The following is a 15,177-nucleotide window of genomic DNA, read 5'->3' on the forward strand; positions in this document are numbered from 1 at the left end:
GTCATGACCACGGGTATTGTCATTGTCGTGCACGCGCCCCTGGGCGCGGCCATGCGCGAATGCGCCAGCCACGTCATGGGCAACCTCGACGGCATGTTGGCGATCCACGACATCCAGCCCGAGGACCGGCCGGACGACCTGGCGCCGGCGGTGCTCAAGGACATCCTCGAGCAGGATCACGGCGCTGGCGTGCTGGTGCTGACCGACCTGATCGGCGCGACGCCCGCCAATATCTCGAAGCGGGCGGTGGCCGACGCCCAGGCACAGGGTATCCAGTGCTGTGTGCTGGCGGGCCTGAATACCCCCATGTTGCTGCGCGCGCTGACCTACCGGAATCTCTCGCTGGCCGAGACCCGTGAGAAGGCGCTGGCGGGCGGGGTGCAAGGGGTCTTGCGGGTAGACTGACGGGCAGGAACTTGTCCTATTATTTCGGCTAATATTTCAAGCCGAAGAGCGCTTGGACAATTTGCTGCAATCACCAACTGCGGTGTGATGCCGCGGTCACCATAAATCCTATGCCTAATACAGACATTGTCATCAGCAATAAACTGGGTTTGCATGCGCGGGCGGCCGCCAAACTGACGCAACTGGCCAGCAAGTTTTCCAGCGAGATCTTCATCTCGCGCGGCGCGCAGCGCGTGAATGCCAAGAGCATCATGGGGGTCATGATGCTGGCCGCCGGCCTGGGCGTGACGGTCAAGCTGGAGGCCTCGGGCAGCGATGCCGAGCAGGCGCTCTCCGAAATTGAAACTCTGTTCGATAGCAAATTCGGTGAACAGGAATAGCGGCGCTTCCGAATCCGCCGGCCCTGACAATGTCGGGGCCGGCATGTCCGCGGCCGGCGCCGCGGTCGACAAGCACGACGGGGCTGGCTCTGCCAGCCCCGTTATTTGTTTGTACGGCAAAGGCGTGGCCCGCGGTTACGCCATCGGCCGCGCGGTGGTCATGGGCGCGGCGGCGCTGGAAGTGGCGCACTACCGCATCGCGCCCGAGGACGTGCCGGCCGAGAGCAGCCGCCTGACCGAGGCGCTGGCCTCGGCCCAGCAGGAATTGCGGCAACTGGCCGACACCCTGCCGGCCGATGCGCCGCGCGAGCTGGGCGCGATGCTCAATGTGCACAGTCTGTTGCTGGGCGATCCGCTGCTGGCCGAGCAGACTTTGGCGCTGATCGCCGAGCGGCACTACAACGCCGAATGGGCGCTGACCACGCAGGGCCAGATCCTGGGCCAGCAGTTCGACGCGATGGAAGACGAATACCTGCGCGAACGCGGCGCGGACGTGCGCCAGGTGATCGAGCGGGTGCTGCACGTGCTGTCCGGCACCTCGGCCATCCTGCCGGACATGTCGCACATGGGCGGCGACGAGGCGCTGGTGGTGGTGGCGCACGACATCTCGCCGGCCGACATGTTGCGCCTGCGCGGCGGGCGCTTCGCCGCTTTCGTCACCGACCTGGGCGGGCCGACCTCGCACACCGCCATCGTGGCGCGCAGCATGGGCGTGCCGGCCGTGGTGGCCATGGGCAACGTGCGCGAGCTGGTGCGCGACGGCGACATGCTGATCATCGACGGCGCCGCCGGCGCCGTGGTGGTCAATCCGTCGGAGCGCATCCTGCAGGAATACCGCCGCCGCCAGGCCGCCTACGCCGATGAGCGCGCCGAACTCAGCTTGCTGCGCGATGAGCCGTCCGTCACCCTCGATGGCATCGATATCGTGTTGCACGCCAACATCGAGCTGCCGGAAGAGGCCGCGCTGGCGTTGGCTGCCGGAGCGCACGGCATCGGCCTGTTCCGCAGCGAATTCCTGTTCATGGGGCGTCCGGATCTGCCGGGCGAGGAAGAGCAGTACGAGGCTTACTCGTCCGTCGTGAAGGTCATGGCCGGCCGTCCCGTTACCATCCGCACGCTCGACATCGGCTCGGACAAGACGCTGGACGGCGAGGCCACGGTGGCCACCAATCCGGCGCTGGGGCAGCGCGCGATCCGCTACTGCCTGGCGCGGCCCGAGATGTTCGCGACGCAGTTGCGCGCCATTCTGCGGGCCTCGGCCCACGGGCCGGTGCGCCTGCTGATCCCGATGATCGCCCACATGCACGAGGTGGTGGCGACGCGTGCCGCCATCGAATCGGCGCGGCGCGAGCTGGATGCGCGCGGCCAGCCCTACGCGGCGCACATGGAAGTGGGCGCCATGGTCGAGGTGCCGGCCATCGCCATCGCCATCGAACCCTTCGCGCAGGCGCTGGATTTCCTGTCGATCGGCACCAACGACCTGATCCAGTACACGCTGGCCATCGACCGCGGCGATCACGACGTGGCGTCCCTTTACGATCCGCTGCATCCCGCGGTGCTGCGGCTGGTGGCCCACACCATCAATGCTGGCGAGCGAGCCGGCAAGCCGGTTGCGGTATGCGGCGAAATGGCCGGCGATTCGCGCATGACGCGGTTGCTGCTGGGGCTCGGCCTGACCGAGTTTTCTATGCATCCACAGCAACTGCTGGACGTGAAACGGGAAGTGCGCCGGGCGCACACCAATGCGCTGCGCGTGAAGGTGGCCAGCGCCTTGAACCGGGCCTTGCCGGTGGATCTGGATACGCTCGATCTGGCCTGAGGGCCACTGACGCCGGGGCATTGCCCCAACGAACGGAAAGCCCGGCGCATGCGCCGGGCTTTTTTTTGCGCCGGCGGGCGCGGTGGGGGCACCTTGGAGGTGCAGGCCGCTTGCGTCTGGTCCGGCCTTAAACGGCATTGCCCGGACGAAAAAAAGCCCCCTGCAAAGAGGGGGCTTCCCATGGCCCCGCCCGGCAGCGGGCGGGAGGTGACGATCAGCTGTGGTAGGCCGATTCGCCGTGGCTGGTGACGTCCAGCCCTTCGCGTTCCTGGTCTTCCGGCACGCGCAGGCCGCACAGGGCGTTGGCGATCTTGTAGGCGATCCAGGCGACCACGCCGGACCAGACGATGGTCAGCAGCACGCCTTCGAGCTGCACCCACAGTTGGCCCAGGATCATGCCGGGTTCCGCCAGGCCGGGGCCGCCCAGGACCTGGGCGTTGAAGATGCCGGTCAGCAGGGCGCCGACGATGCCGCCCACGCCGTGCACGCCAAACACATCGAGCGCGTCATCGGCGCGCAGCAGGCGCTTCAGGCCATTGACGCCCCAGACGCAGACGATGCCGGCGATCACGCCGATGATCAGCGCGCCCACCGGGCCGACCAGGCCGGCCGCCGGGGTGATGCCCACCAGGCCGGCGATGGCGCCGGAGGCGGCGCCCAGCATCGAGGGCTTGCCCTTGATGGCCCATTCGGTGAACAGCCAGGCCAGCACGGCGCCGGCGGTGGCGATCATGGTGTTGAAGAAGGCCAGGGTGGCGTTCTCGTTGGCGGCCAGGGCGGAACCGGCATTGAAGCCGAACCAGCCCACCCACAGCAGGGCGGCGCCGACGAACGTCATCGGCAGGTTGTGCGGCTGCATGGCTTCACGGCCATAACCGACGCGCTTGCCGACCACATAGGCGCCCACCAGGCCGGCCACGCCAGCGTTGATGTGCACCACGGTGCCGCCGGCGAAGTCCAGCGCGCCCTTGGCGTTGAGCAGGCCCGGCGCCGTTTCGGACGCGAACCAGACCATGTGCGCGATGGGAATATAGGCGAAGGTGAACCAGATCACCGTGAACACCAGCACCGCCGAAAAGCGGGCGCGTTCGGCGAAGCTGCCGACGATCAGTGCGCAGGTGATGCCGGCGAACGTGGCCTGGAACGAGGCGAACAGCAGTTCGGTCAGCGAGTTCGACATGGCGTACTTGCCGTCCGCCGGGTTGAACATGCCCGAGAAGAAGGCGCGCGAGAGGCCGCCGAAGAACGCATTGCCTTCGGTGAAGGCAAGGGAATAACCGTAGATGAACCAGAGGACCAGGCCCAGCACGAACGTGCACAACACTTGCAGCAGTACCGACAGCACGTTCTTGCTGCGTACCAGGCCGCCATAGAACATCGCCAGACCGGGTACGGCCATCATCAATACGAGGAGGGTAGAGACGAGCAACCAGGAGATATCTGCTTTATCCATTTTCAGGCTCCAATGAGTCTTTCTTATTTGTCTACAGCGCAGCTTCGCCGGCTTCGCCCGTGCGGATACGGATCACTTGTTCAAGGGGGGCGGCGAAGATCTTGCCGTCGCCGATCTTGCCGGTGCGGGCGGCTTGTTCGATGGCTTCGATGACCTGGTCGACCAGATGGTCGGGCACGGCGGCCTCGACACGCAGTTTGGGCAGGAAGTCGACGGCGTATTCCGCGCCGCGATACAGCTCGGTGTGGCCCTTCTGGCGCCCGAACCCTTTCACTTCGGTAACGGTGAGGCCCTGGACGCCGATTCCGGATAGAGCCACCCGCACTTCGTCGAGCTTGAAGGGCTTGATGATGGCGATGATGAGTTTCATGGCATTTCCTCTCATGGTTGCACGTTGGCATCGTCAATCAAGCAAATTCCATGCCATGCGGCCCGGTGCCCGGAAAGCGGAAAGGCAGGCGCATTTGTTGTGCCTGATTGCACCAATATAGTGCTTCATGCACTCGACATCAGCCTCAAGTTGGTGCACGGCCGGGCAAAGTGAGGAATGCAACGGAATATGTTTTGCCGCCGCCATTTGTTGCGAGTTGATGCCGGCGCGGTAGTCCTTTGTCGCGTTTGCCGGATGCGTGGCAACCGTGGCCGCGGTCTGCCCCGACAGGCCGCTGAACGTTGCTGGCCGGGCTTCGGGCGGCGCATGGCGCAGATGTCAGGCGTTTGAAAGCGGTTCGGACGCACCGTCAAAACGGGGGCGGGGCGTGATACGAGGGTTTACACGCATAAGCTTGTTGCCAAAGGTAGGCTGAAGAAGAATCAAGTCCAGCTCATGGCGGTATCTGGGCCTGATCGGCCGCGGCAAAAGACACCGGCGTCGCGGCTCTCTGAACAAAGACGAAAAGCAAGAAAGGAAAGAGGAATGATGACGATCCAACGCAAGACCTTTGCCGTGTTGGCGCTGACCGCCGCGCTGGCCGCCCTGGCCGGCTGCAACAAGAGCGATGAAAAGGCCGCGCCGCCCGCGGCATCGACCACGCCGGCGCCGTCGACCACGACGCCGGGCACGCCGCCCGCGGCCGCCACGCCGCCGGCCTCCACGCCCGCGCCGTCCAGTTCGGCCCCGGCCGCCAGTTCCACCGCCGGCCTGCCCGCCGAATGCGACGCCTACCTGACCAAAGTCAGCGCGTGCATGGACAAGCTGGGCGCGTCCAACCCCGCGGCGGCCAGCTTCAAGCAGCAGCTCGACGCGGCCAAGACGCAGTGGGCCACGATCAGCGACAAGACGCAGTTGGCGTCCCAGTGCAAGCAATCGGCCGACCTGTTCGCGCAGTCGGCCAAGCAGATGGGCTGCGAGTAACGATGTTGGTAGGGGGCTGCCCCCAAGGCGGCCCGGTTTTCTCCTGTGCTTTGATGGGCGGTCACCGCATGCGGCCCGCCCTTTTTTTTGCCCGCTGCCCGGCTTGTGGAAAGCACTACACTTGAGGCACCAAGAACATCGTGAGGCCGCTATGAACAATCGCACCCAGTGGATGGAAGACATCCAGAAGAACATTTCCGACCTGATCGCCCGCAGCCCGGCCGCGGATGTCGAGCGCAACGTCCGCGCCATGATGACGCAGGCATTCTCGAAGCTCGATCTGGTCACTCGCGAGGAATTCGATGTGCAGGCCGATCTGCTGGCGCGCACGCGTGCCCGCGTTGATCAACTGGCTGCCACCGTCGAGCAACTGGAGTCGCGCCTGTCTGCCCTGGACAAGTGATCCGCGCGGGACACTTTTGCCACGGCCGCCTGCGCGGCCGTTTTTGTTTTCGCCATACTCGTCTTCGACTGCCATCGGAGACTGCCTTGACCCTAGCCGTAATCGCCAGCCGCACCCTCAGCGGCCTGCACGCCCACGCGGTGCGGGTCGAAACCCACCTGGGGCCGGGACTGCCCAGCTTCAACGTGGTCGGCCTGCCCGACACCGAGGTGCGCGAAAGCCGCGAGCGGGTGCGCGCGGCCATCATCAACAGCGGCTTCAATTTTCCCGCGGGCCGCATCACGGTCAACCTGTCCCCCGCCGACATCCCCAAGGAATCGGGCCGTTTCGACCTGCCCATCGCCGTCGGCCTGTTGCTGGCCGCGGGGCAACTGGCGCCGCCGGGCGAGGGGGCGGCAACCGAGGCCGCCAACATGCCGGCGCCGGATCCACTGTTGGCCGGTCTGGTGCTCGCCGGGGAGCTGTCCCTGACCGGCGCGCTGGTGCCGGTCGCGGCGGCCCTGGTGATCGCATTGAGCGTGGCGCGGGAATCCCCCGGCGCCACCTTGATCCTGCCCGCCGGCAGCGCCGGACAGGCGGCCTGGGTCGAGGGCCTGCGCGTGCTGTCGGCGCGCAGTCTGGCGGACGTGGCGGCACACGTGGCGGGTCATTGCCGCCTGCCGGACGCCTTGCCCGACACCTGGCCCGAGGCGCCGCCGATGCCCTGCCTGGCGGACGTGCGCGGGCAGCCCGGGGCGCGGCGCGCGCTGGAAGTCGCGGCGGCGGGCGGCCATAGCCTGTTGATGATAGGGCCGCCCGGGGCCGGCAAAAGCATGCTGGCTGCGCGCCTGCCGGGCCTGCTGCCGCCGCTGGCGCGCGCGCAGGCGCTCGAGGTCGCGGCCCTGGCCGCGCTGGCGGGCGCGCCACCGGTCAGGATGGGCACGCCGCCGTTCCGCGCGCCGCACCACTCGGCGTCCGCCATCGCCCTGGTGGGCGGTGGCGGGCGGCCCCGGCCGGGGGAGATCAGTCTGGCCCATCATGGGGTGCTGTTTCTCGACGAACTGCCGGAATTCAGCCGCCGCACACTGGAGGCGCTGCGCGAGCCGCTGGAGACGGGCAGGGTGGTCATCGCCCGGGCGCTGCAGACGGCGCAGTTTCCCGCCCGCTTCCAACTGGTGGCCGCGATGAATCCATGCCCCTGCGGCTGGCGCGGCCATCCGCGCCGGGCCTGCCAGTGCACGCCCGACCAGGTCGCGCGTTACGCCGGTAAGGTCTCAGGCCCGCTGCTCGACCGGATCGATCTGCATGTGGCGTTGCCGCCGGCCGACCTGGAAAGCCTGCAGGGGCCGCCCGGCGAGGCGTCCGAGCCGGTCAGGGCGCGCGTGGCGCGTTGCCGCGAGCGCCAGATGGCGCGTCAGGGCAAGCCGAATGCGGCGTTGGCCGGCGCGGAACTGGAGCGCCACTGCCCGCTGGAGCCGCCGGCCCGCGACCTGTTGCTGCAGGCCATGCGTCGGCTGGCGGGCTCTGGCCGCGCCATGCATCGCGCCTTGCGTGTCGCCCGGACCATCGCCGATCTCGAGGCCGCCGACGAACTGGCGACGCACCATGTCGCGCAGGCGGTGCAATACCGGCGCCCGGGGGCATGATGCGCAGGGCAGGCCATTGCCGTCGGCAGGGAGGATGGGTTCCGTCCCGGAATGTTTCCGTGCGCCTGCCCGCCAGACCCGATCCGGCTCGACAAAACCAGGGAAATCACCATATAATCAAAGGCTTTCCCGGATCCAGGCAATTTTTTTCGCCCGGGCCATCGGGGAAAGTTGCAGTACCTCAGCAGTGGAAGTACCCCCAGAAGTGGCAAGAGGTCATCAAGTTTTGCCGCAATGGTGTAGGTCGAACGTGCTCGCCTTGATGGTCGAGCGCGGCGCCAACCGCCTTGCGACAAGCACCTCGCGTCATGTAAATCAACAATAGTGTTCAGTTTAGGGAATCATCATGCCCAAGATGAAAACCAAGAAAAGCGCCGCAAAGCGCTTTCAGGTTCGCGGCAGCGGATCCATCAAGCGTGGTCAGGCGTTCAAGCGTCACATCCTGACCAAGAAGACCACCAAGAACAAGCGCCAACTGCGCGGTTCGGCGGCGGTTCACGAGACCAACGTGGCTTCCGTGAAAGCCATGATGCCTTTCGCTTGATATAAGGGAGATCTACTATGCCTCGCGTCAAACGCGGCGTTACCGCCCGCGCACGTCACAAGAAAGTCATTTCCGCCGCCAAGGGTTACCGTGGCCGCCGCGGTAATGTGTTCCGTATCGCCAAGCAAGCGGTCATGCGCGCTGGCCAATACGCCTACCGCGACCGCCGCAACAAGAAGCGCACGTTCCGCGCGCTGTGGATCACGCGTATCAACGCCGCCGTCCGCGAACACGGCGTCAGCTACAGCGTGTTCATCGCCGGCCTGAAGAAGGCTGCGATCGAACTCGACCGCAAGGTCCTGGCCGATCTGGCCGTGCGCGACAAGGCCGGCTTTGCCGCCATCGTGCAGCAAGCCAAGGCTGCCTTGGCTGCCTGATCGCGCGCTTTAACTCATCGCGCATCGCTGCAAACGGGGCTGTAATGGCCCCGTTTGCGTTTTGAAGGCTGGATTTCATGACTCAATCGGTTGACGACCTGGTTTCCCAGGCGCAGGAACTGTTCGCCGCGGCCAACAATGCCGCCGCGCTCGAAAACGCAAAGGCCCGCTTCCTGGGCAAGGACGGCGCGCTGACGGTCCTGCTCAAGGGCCTGGGCAAGCTCGATCCCGAGCAGAAGCGCGACATGGGCGCCCGCATCAATCAGGCCAAGCAGAAGGTCGAAGAGCTCCTGAACCTGCGCCGCGCGGCCCTGGTGCAAGCAGAACTGGATGCCCGACTGGCGTCCGAAACCATTGACGTATCGTTGCCGGGCCGTGGCCGCGTGCCGGGCGGCATCCATCCGGTCATCCGCACCTGGGAGCGTGTCGAAGAGATCTTCCGCTCCATCGGCTTTGACGTGGCCGACGGCCCCGAAGTCGAGAACGACTGGACCAATTTCACCGCGCTCAACAACCCGCTGGACCATCCGGCGCGTTCCATGCAGGACACGTTCTACGTCGACATGAAAGACGCCGACGGCCTGCCGCTGCTGCTGCGCACGCACACCAGCCCCATGCAGGTGCGTTACGCCCGCATGCACAAGCCGCCCATCAAGGTCATCGCGCCGGGGCGCACCTACCGCGTCGACAGCGACGCCACGCACTCGCCCATGTTCCACCAGGTGGAAGGGCTCTGGATCGCCGAGGACATCTCGTTCGCCGACCTGAAGGGCGTGTACACCGATTTCCTGCGTTGCTTCTTCGAAAGCGACGATCTCGTCGTGCGTTTCCGCCCGTCGTTCTTCCCGTTCACCGAGCCGTCGGCCGAAATCGACATGATGTTCACCTCGGGCCCGAACCGCGGCCGCTGGCTGGAGATCTCCGGCTCGGGCCAGGTGCACCCGCAGGTGGTGCGCAACTTCGGCCTGGACCCCGAGCGTTACATCGGCTTTGCCTTCGGTTCCGGCCTGGAGCGCCTGACGATGCTGCGCTACGGCGTCAACGACCTGCGCCAGTTCTACGAAGGCGATTTGCGCTTCCTGCGCCAGTTCAACGAATAACAGACGGCTAGATCATGCAATTTCCCGAATCCTGGCTGCGTACGCTGGTCAATCCTCCGATCGCAACCGATGAACTCGCGCACCGGCTCACCATGGCCGGCCTGGAAGTCGAAGACACCGTGCCGGCCGCGCCCGCGTTCACGGGCGTGGTGGTCGCGCACATCGTCGAGATCGCCCCGCACCCCGATGCCGACAAGCTGCGCGTCTGCCAAGTCGATGACGGCTCCGGCGCGCTGCTGCAGATCGTCTGCGGCGCGCCCAACGCGGCCGCCGGCCTGAAGGTGCCGCTGGCCCGCGTCGGCGCGGAACTGCCCGGCGGCATGAAGATCGGCGTGGCCAAGATGCGCGGCGTGCAATCGTCGGGCATGCTGTGCTCGGCGCGCGAACTGGGCCTGTCGCAGGACCATGCCGGCCTGCTGGAGCTGCCGGCCGATATGGCGCCGGGCCAGTCGATCCGCGAAGCGCTGGACCTGGACGACACGCTCTTCACGCTGAAGATGACGCCCAACCGCGCCGATTGCCTGTCGATCCTGGGCGTGGCGCGCGAAGTCGCCGCGCTGACCGGCGCGCCGCTGTCGGTGCCGACCGCCAAGGCCGTGCCCGTGACGCTGGACGAGCTGCGTCCGGTCAGGATCGAGGCGCCCGACCTGTGTGGACGCTTTGGCGGCCGCGTGATCCGCGGCGTGAACGCCCGCGCGCAGACCCCCGCGTGGATGAAGACGCGCCTGGAGCGTGCCGGCCAGCGTTCGGTGTCGGCGCTGGTGGACATCTCCAACTACGTCATGCTGGAACTGGGCCGTCCCTCGCACGTGTTCGACCTGGACAAGATCCATGGCGACCTGTCGGTGCGCTGGGCGCGCGAAGGCGAGACGCTCGAGCTGCTGAACGGCCAGACCGTCACGCTGGATTCGAAGGTCGGCGTGGTGGTGGCCGGCGATCAGGTCGAAAGCCTGGCCGGCATCATGGGCGGCCAGGCCACGGCGGTCACGCTCGACACGCAGAACATCTACCTGGAAGCCGCGTTCTGGTGGCCGCAATCGCTGGCCGGCCGCGCGCGCCGCTTCAAGTTCAGTTCCGAGGCCAGCCACCGCGGCGAGCGCGGCGTGGACTTCGCCACGATCCCGCAGCACATCGAATTCATCACGCGCCTGATCGTCGACATCTGCGGCGGGCAGGCCGGTCCGCTGGACGACCAGATCGTCAACCTGCCCAAGCGCGAGCCGGTTCGCATGCGCCTGGCGCGCTGCCACCGCCTGCTGGGCGTGCCCGTCACGCAGGCCGAAGTCGCCAAGATCTTCGGCAGCCTGGGGCTGGAATTCACGCTCGATGGCGATGACTTCATCGTCACTCCGCCGTCGTATCGCTTCGACCTCGAGATCGAGGAAGACCTGATCGAAGAAGTGGCCCGCATCTACGGCTTCGAGAACATTCCCACGGTGCCGCCGCTGGCGCGCGCCAAGATGTTCTCGCAACCCGAAGTGCGCCGTGGTCCGCACGCGCTGCGCCGCCTGGCCGCCGCGCAGGACTACCAGGAAGTCGTCAACTACAGCTTCGTCGAAGCCGAGTGGGAACGCGACTACGCGGGCAACGACACGCCGGTCAAGCTGGTCAACCCGATCGCCAGCCACCTGTCGGTGATGCGTTCGAGCCTGATCGCCGGCCTGGTGGCCAACATCCGCCACAACGCCAACCGCAAGCAGACGCGCGTGCGCCTGTTCGAGCTTGGCCGCGTCTTCGCGCGCGATGACGCGGCGCAGGACGGTCCGCTGGAAGTGGCCGGCGTGCGCCAGCCGCTCAAGCTGGCGGGCGCCGCGTGGGGCCCGTCGGTGGAAGAGCAGTGGGGCGTACCCACCCGACAGGTCGATTTCTTCGACGTGAAGATGGACGTCCAGGCGTTGTTCGGCGCCCGCGGCGCGCGCCTGCGCTTCGAAGCGGCGGCGCATCCCGCGCTGCATCCGGGCCGCAGCGCCCGCGTCACGCTGGATGGCAAGCAGGTCGGCTGGATCGGTGAGCTGCATCCGCGTTGGGCGCAGCAGGCAGACCTGGCACACGCGCCGGTGGTGTTCGAGCTGGACGTGGATGCCCTGTCCGAAGGCGAACTGCCGCAGGTGCGCGAATTGTCGCGCCAGCCGGTGGTGGTGCGCGACCTGGCCCTCTGGGTCGACGCGCCCGTGACCGTTCAGTCCATGCTGGACACGGTGACGGCGACGGTCAAGGCCGATCCGCAACTGGCCGTGGTGCAGGACGTGCGCCTGTTCGACGTCTGGCGCGAAAAGGCCCAGGGCGAACAGCCCGTGGCCGAGAAAAGCCTTGCGTTCCGTTTCTGGCTACAGGACACTGAGGTCACACTGGACGAAGCCCGAGTGGCCGATTGCCTGGCGCGCATCAAAGACGCTTTGGTCAGTGCCCACGGCGCGCGCCAGCGCGCTTGAACCATGGGGAACAGTATGCTTGCCGAGCCGCGTACCCTGACCAAGGCCGAGCTGGCCGAACTGCTCTTTGAGCGGGTCGGCCTGAATAAGCGCGAGGCCAAGGACATCGTCGACACCTTCTTCGAGGAAATCCGCGACGCCTTGGCGCGCGGAGATTCCGTCAAGCTTTCGGGCTTCGGAAATTTCCAGGTGCGCGACAAGCCGCCCCGCCCGGGGCGCAATCCCAAGACCGGCGAGACCATCCCTATCGCCGCACGCCGCGTGGTCACGTTCCACGCAAGTCAGAAACTCAAGAGCGTGGTGGAGCAGGCCACTCCCGCAGCGCCAGATGCCGAGGAGTGATACGCTTTGTCGGTAATTGTTATCGGCACTCGACGCATCGCGGCATAGAATTCTCTTATGACACGTACCGAATCCACCGTTACCTTACCGCCCATTCCCGCCAAGCGTTACTTCACCATCGGTGAGGTCAGCGACCTGTGCGGCGTCAAGCCGCATGTGCTGCGGTATTGGGAGCAGGAGTTCACGCAGCTCAAGCCGGTCAAGCGGCGCGGCAACCGCCGCTACTACCAGCATCACGAAGTGCTGCTGATCCGTCGTATTCGTTCCTTGCTGTACGAGCAGGGCTTCACCATCAGCGGCGCGCGCAACCGCCTGGGCGATGCGCGCGACACGCCGCACGATCAGGACGCCGCGGTGCGTCTGACTGGCGCCGAGATGCAGGCCCTGCGCAACGAGTTGGGCGATGTGTCGGCGATGCTGGCCGAGGCCCTGGGTTCGGCCGCGACGGCTTCGAACGACAATGCGGTGAGCGTCAACGCCACGGCCTGAGCATGGCGGTGCATTGCACCGTCGTCTATCCGAGTTGATGGCCCCGCGCCATGCGCGAGCCTTGCCTGTGAGTGTTGCCGGCATCGCGTAAGGCACGCAAATTTTTTTGAGTATTCGGCACTTTTTTTGCACCAATGCGTGCAAACAATTTTTAGGTCTGCTATACTCTTTTTCTTTCGGGGCGTAGCGCAGCCTGGTAGCGCACTTGCATGGGGTGCAAGGGGTCGCGAGTTCGAATCCCGCCGTCCCGACCAGCAATACCCTAGGGGGTTAGTGATAGTAATCACTAACCCCCTTTCTCATTCTGGGGACTTTTGTGGGGACTTCCCGGTTACCGCCCCTCGCTTGAGCACCGTCAACGCCGGACTGCGCGTGTCGGTTGCCGCGATGCGATTTGCATACTCGACCAGCTTGGTCAGCTCGGCCGCCGAGTAGTGCGAAGTGATACTTCCATCGGTGTGGCCCAGTAGTGCCTTGCGATCCTCTTCCGGCACGTCAGCCGCGCGCAAGCGACGACCGAAAGTGTGTTTCAGATCATGCACGCGGACACGTCCAAAGCCTGGATGCGCTGGGACGCCGTGCGACGTCTTCCAGTTTTCCGCAGCGCGCTTGCGCGCACTGCGCCAGGCGGTGTCGTTCATCCTGTGCAGCGCGCGGCCCTCGTAGGGAAACACCCATTCGGGATCCAGGCCGCGCTGCTTGCGAATGATTGACCTGGCCACGTCGTTCAGCACCACCAGGCGTTCCTCGCCGTTCTTGACGCCCGAATCTTCAAACCGTCCACCAAAATCAGCGGGGATCAGAAAGACGCTGGTTTCCAGCTCGGGCACCTGGATTTCCCACTCCCATCGCAGTTTGCAGACCTCCTGCTCGCGGCACCCGGTATTCACCTTGTACAAGGCCATGGCCTGAAGGTGGTCGGGTAGCTCCTTGAACAGCATGGCCTGTTCCTCCCAAGACAAGGGGTAGGGCTGCCGGCGCGATTTTTCACCGAGCATTTCGATCATGGGTACAACCGATAGCCAGGGTCTGCGGTCCTCGTCGCGCCATTTTCTGGCGCAGACGTTGAGCACCCTCACGACGCGCTGCAGCGCGATATTGATCGTCCGCGGTGCGCGGCCCAATTCCAGCCGGTCCTCGATATAGGGCTGCAGGGCTTCATCGTCCACTTCATCCAGGTACAGCTCGCCGATGTAAGAATCGAGCTGCTTGAGATAGATGCCGGTATGCCAAATTGATGGCTGCTGCGCATATTCCTTCAAATAGCGGGTCGCGGCTTCACGGAAGGTGCGGCGGCCGTGGCGTTTCGCGGCTTGGGCCGCCTGGGCTTCGGCGATGCGCGAGAGGAGGAATTGCTCCGCGTCTGCGCGCGTGCTTGTGCCAGTGCTGCCTCGAATTCGGCCAACCCCGCGGACGACTTTGTCGATGTGCCAGAGGCCGTCTTTGAGCGTGAGGCCGGTGATTGTTTTTTGCCCCATAAGCTTGATGCTCCATTGCTATGGCGGCGCTCGCTGCGAGGGCTATCGTTGCCCGCAGGTGCTGCCTTGTCAATCGCCATGCGCTCGGCATACTCGTCGGCGAAGCGATCGAGTTCTACGCGGTCGAAGGCGATTCCTTGTTTTCCGATGGTGATTTCACGCAGAAAAGGGCGTGCGTCCTGGTTGAACACCCTGCGGCACATACCGAGGTAGGCGGGCGCTTTTCCCATTCGTATGAATCGCGGTTGTACGTCCGACACTTATCGGGTCCTCCTAAATTCCATTACCCACCACCAGGGATAGCATCTGAGGCGCCGGCGCCGTTGTTCTGCCTGGACTCTCGTGTTCGAGCCGGTCATTTCATCGCCCTGTCGATCGCGCGGGTATGATGCGAGCAGATATCTCAACTGCTTTCGAAGGGGCTGAACTTGGAATTTCGTCGTGCGAAGCTTGTGCCGGAATTGATCATCAGCAACATGGCGGCGAGTAAAAGGTTTTGGGTAGATCTCTGCGGCTTTTCCATTGCCTATAGTCGAGATGAAGAGGGCTTCGTATATTTGGACCTCAATGGCTCCCAGGTCATGCTTGAAGAGCTCGGAGATGGCAGGAAGTGGATCACCGCGCCGCTCGAGGCACCTTTGGGTAGAGGGGTGAATTTCGAGATTGAGGTGGCTGAGTTGAGCCCGCTTCTTGAGAAGCTGGCTCAAGTCGGATGGCCGCTCTTCATGCAACCTGAAGAAAAGTGGTATCGCCGGGATGCTGTTGAAGTCGGGGTTCGCCAGTTCTTGGTTCAAGATCCGGATGGGTATTTGCTTCGCTTCCAATCCAGTCTTGGCGAACGGCCGTTCGCTGGGTAGCGCGGCCGTCAGGGTGGTGTTGGTTGGGGTGGTCATGCTGACGCTCCAATAGGCGCGGGTTAAGCTTCGGCAAGAACAGGGAGGGTCATATGGACTCGCAGGCTCAATGGGAACCTATC

General features: G+C 65.2%; 16 protein-coding genes and 1 tRNA gene. 14 read left to right on the plus strand and 3 right to left on the minus strand.

Annotated elements, in window-relative coordinates; translation table 11 throughout:
* Positions 1-3 precede the first annotated feature (3 nt).
* The 3 genes from HV783_RS10915 (at position 4) to ptsP (ending at position 2,604) form a co-directional block, all read left to right on the plus strand.
* The gene (locus tag HV783_RS10915; RefSeq protein ID WP_064526963.1) at positions 4-405 is read left to right on the plus strand and encodes a PTS sugar transporter subunit IIA; all 402 of its coding nucleotides are present in this window, start codon (positions 4-6) and stop codon (positions 403-405) included.
* A gap of 110 nt (positions 406-515) precedes the next feature.
* Positions 516-785, plus strand: a complete 270-nt coding sequence (locus HV783_RS10920) for an HPr family phosphocarrier protein (RefSeq protein WP_006387993.1) — start codon at positions 516-518, stop codon at positions 783-785.
* A gap of 43 nt (positions 786-828) precedes the next feature.
* Complete coding sequence (ptsP, locus tag HV783_RS10925; protein ID WP_258955786.1) at positions 829-2,604, plus strand: phosphoenolpyruvate--protein phosphotransferase; 1,776 nt, start codon at positions 829-831, stop codon at positions 2,602-2,604.
* 214 nt (positions 2,605-2,818) lie between these two features.
* On the opposite strand, the gene amt is transcribed toward ptsP, so the two are convergent.
* Both amt and HV783_RS10935 read right to left on the minus strand, forming a co-directional pair.
* Positions 2,819-4,057, minus strand: a complete 1,239-nt coding sequence (gene amt, locus HV783_RS10930) for an ammonium transporter (RefSeq protein WP_054503856.1) — start codon at positions 4,055-4,057, stop codon at positions 2,819-2,821.
* 31 nt (positions 4,058-4,088) lie between these two features.
* Positions 4,089-4,427, minus strand: coding sequence for a P-II family nitrogen regulator (locus HV783_RS10935; RefSeq protein WP_006218735.1), 339 nt, complete (start codon positions 4,425-4,427; stop codon positions 4,089-4,091).
* A gap of 546 nt (positions 4,428-4,973) precedes the next feature.
* On the opposite strand from HV783_RS10935, the gene HV783_RS10940 reads away from it, so the two are divergent.
* The 10 genes from HV783_RS10940 to HV783_RS10985 all read left to right on the plus strand — a co-directional run bounded on the left by HV783_RS10940 (position 4,974) and on the right by HV783_RS10985 (position 12,977).
* Entirely contained in the window at positions 4,974-5,411 is a 438-nt protein-coding gene (locus HV783_RS10940; protein ID WP_064526960.1) for a DUF5339 family protein, read from the plus strand.
* 151 nt (positions 5,412-5,562) lie between these two features.
* Positions 5,563-5,814 carry an accessory factor UbiK family protein gene (locus HV783_RS10945; protein ID WP_006394062.1) on the plus strand — a complete coding sequence of 84 codons (252 nt, stop codon included), beginning with the start codon at positions 5,563-5,565 and terminating at the stop codon, positions 5,812-5,814.
* Positions 5,815-5,900: 86 nt separating this feature from the next.
* Positions 5,901-7,439 (plus strand): YifB family Mg chelatase-like AAA ATPase, encoded by a 1,539-nt coding sequence (locus HV783_RS10950; protein ID WP_064526958.1) that lies wholly within the window; start codon positions 5,901-5,903, stop codon positions 7,437-7,439.
* 346 nt (positions 7,440-7,785) lie between these two features.
* The gene (gene rpmI, locus HV783_RS10955; protein WP_006387997.1) at positions 7,786-7,983 is read left to right on the plus strand and encodes a 50S ribosomal protein L35; all 198 of its coding nucleotides are present in this window, start codon (positions 7,786-7,788) and stop codon (positions 7,981-7,983) included.
* Positions 7,984-8,000: 17 nt separating this feature from the next.
* On the plus strand, positions 8,001-8,360 hold the full coding sequence (gene rplT / locus HV783_RS10960; RefSeq protein ID WP_006387998.1) for a 50S ribosomal protein L20: 360 nt from the start codon (positions 8,001-8,003) through the stop codon (positions 8,358-8,360).
* A 77-nt stretch (positions 8,361-8,437) separates the two neighbouring features.
* The gene (gene pheS / locus HV783_RS10965) at positions 8,438-9,460 is read left to right on the plus strand and encodes a phenylalanine--tRNA ligase subunit alpha (RefSeq protein ID WP_054503853.1); all 1,023 of its coding nucleotides are present in this window, start codon (positions 8,438-8,440) and stop codon (positions 9,458-9,460) included.
* 14 nt (positions 9,461-9,474) lie between these two features.
* Positions 9,475-11,892 carry a phenylalanine--tRNA ligase subunit beta gene (pheT, locus tag HV783_RS10970; protein ID WP_175189105.1) on the plus strand — a complete coding sequence of 806 codons (2,418 nt, stop codon included), beginning with the start codon at positions 9,475-9,477 and terminating at the stop codon, positions 11,890-11,892.
* A 3-nt stretch (positions 11,893-11,895) separates the two neighbouring features.
* Entirely contained in the window at positions 11,896-12,234 is a 339-nt protein-coding gene (locus HV783_RS10975; protein WP_006388001.1) for an integration host factor subunit alpha, read from the plus strand.
* A 57-nt stretch (positions 12,235-12,291) separates the two neighbouring features.
* Positions 12,292-12,723 carry a MerR family transcriptional regulator gene (locus tag HV783_RS10980; protein ID WP_054503851.1) on the plus strand — a complete coding sequence of 144 codons (432 nt, stop codon included), beginning with the start codon at positions 12,292-12,294 and terminating at the stop codon, positions 12,721-12,723.
* 177 nt (positions 12,724-12,900) lie between these two features.
* Positions 12,901-12,977 (plus strand) — tRNA-Pro (locus HV783_RS10985).
* A gap of 45 nt (positions 12,978-13,022) precedes the next feature.
* On the opposite strand, the gene HV783_RS10990 is transcribed toward HV783_RS10985, so the two are convergent.
* Positions 13,023-14,201 carry a tyrosine-type recombinase/integrase gene (locus HV783_RS10990; RefSeq protein ID WP_175189106.1) on the minus strand — a complete coding sequence of 393 codons (1,179 nt, stop codon included), beginning with the start codon at positions 14,199-14,201 and terminating at the stop codon, positions 13,023-13,025.
* Between the two features lie 428 nt (positions 14,202-14,629).
* On the opposite strand from HV783_RS10990, the gene HV783_RS10995 reads away from it, so the two are divergent.
* Complete coding sequence (locus tag HV783_RS10995) at positions 14,630-15,058, plus strand: bleomycin resistance protein (protein WP_217484228.1); 429 nt, start codon at positions 14,630-14,632, stop codon at positions 15,056-15,058.
* Positions 15,059-15,177: the final 119 nt, after the last annotated feature.

This window comes from Achromobacter dolens, assembly GCF_902859745.1.
Taxonomy (GTDB): domain Bacteria; phylum Pseudomonadota; class Gammaproteobacteria; order Burkholderiales; family Burkholderiaceae_B; genus Achromobacter; species Achromobacter dolens.

Bases quoted from the DNA above. Each gene is read 5' to 3' on its own strand.
- HV783_RS10915 (WP_064526963.1), top strand. From the start codon at position 4: ATGACCACGGGTATTGTCATTGTCGTGCACGCGCCCCTGGGCGCGGCC.
- HV783_RS10920 (WP_006387993.1), top strand. From the start codon at position 516: ATGCCTAATACAGACATTGTCATCAGCAATAAACTGGGTTTGCATGCG.
- ptsP (WP_258955786.1), top strand. From the start codon at position 829: ATGTCCGCGGCCGGCGCCGCGGTCGACAAGCACGACGGGGCTGGCTCT.
- amt (WP_054503856.1), bottom strand. From the start codon at position 4,057: ATGGATAAAGCAGATATCTCCTGGTTGCTCGTCTCTACCCTCCTCGTA.
- HV783_RS10935 (WP_006218735.1), bottom strand. From the start codon at position 4,427: ATGAAACTCATCATCGCCATCATCAAGCCCTTCAAGCTCGACGAAGTG.
- HV783_RS10940 (WP_064526960.1), top strand. From the start codon at position 4,974: ATGATGACGATCCAACGCAAGACCTTTGCCGTGTTGGCGCTGACCGCC.
- HV783_RS10945 (WP_006394062.1), top strand. From the start codon at position 5,563: ATGAACAATCGCACCCAGTGGATGGAAGACATCCAGAAGAACATTTCC.
- rpmI (WP_006387997.1), top strand. From the start codon at position 7,786: ATGCCCAAGATGAAAACCAAGAAAAGCGCCGCAAAGCGCTTTCAGGTT.
- rplT (WP_006387998.1), top strand. From the start codon at position 8,001: ATGCCTCGCGTCAAACGCGGCGTTACCGCCCGCGCACGTCACAAGAAA.
- pheS (WP_054503853.1), top strand. From the start codon at position 8,438: ATGACTCAATCGGTTGACGACCTGGTTTCCCAGGCGCAGGAACTGTTC.
- pheT (WP_175189105.1), top strand. From the start codon at position 9,475: ATGCAATTTCCCGAATCCTGGCTGCGTACGCTGGTCAATCCTCCGATC.
- HV783_RS10975 (WP_006388001.1), top strand. From the start codon at position 11,896: ATGGGGAACAGTATGCTTGCCGAGCCGCGTACCCTGACCAAGGCCGAG.
- HV783_RS10980 (WP_054503851.1), top strand. From the start codon at position 12,292: ATGACACGTACCGAATCCACCGTTACCTTACCGCCCATTCCCGCCAAG.
- HV783_RS10990 (WP_175189106.1), bottom strand. From the start codon at position 14,201: ATGGGGCAAAAAACAATCACCGGCCTCACGCTCAAAGACGGCCTCTGG.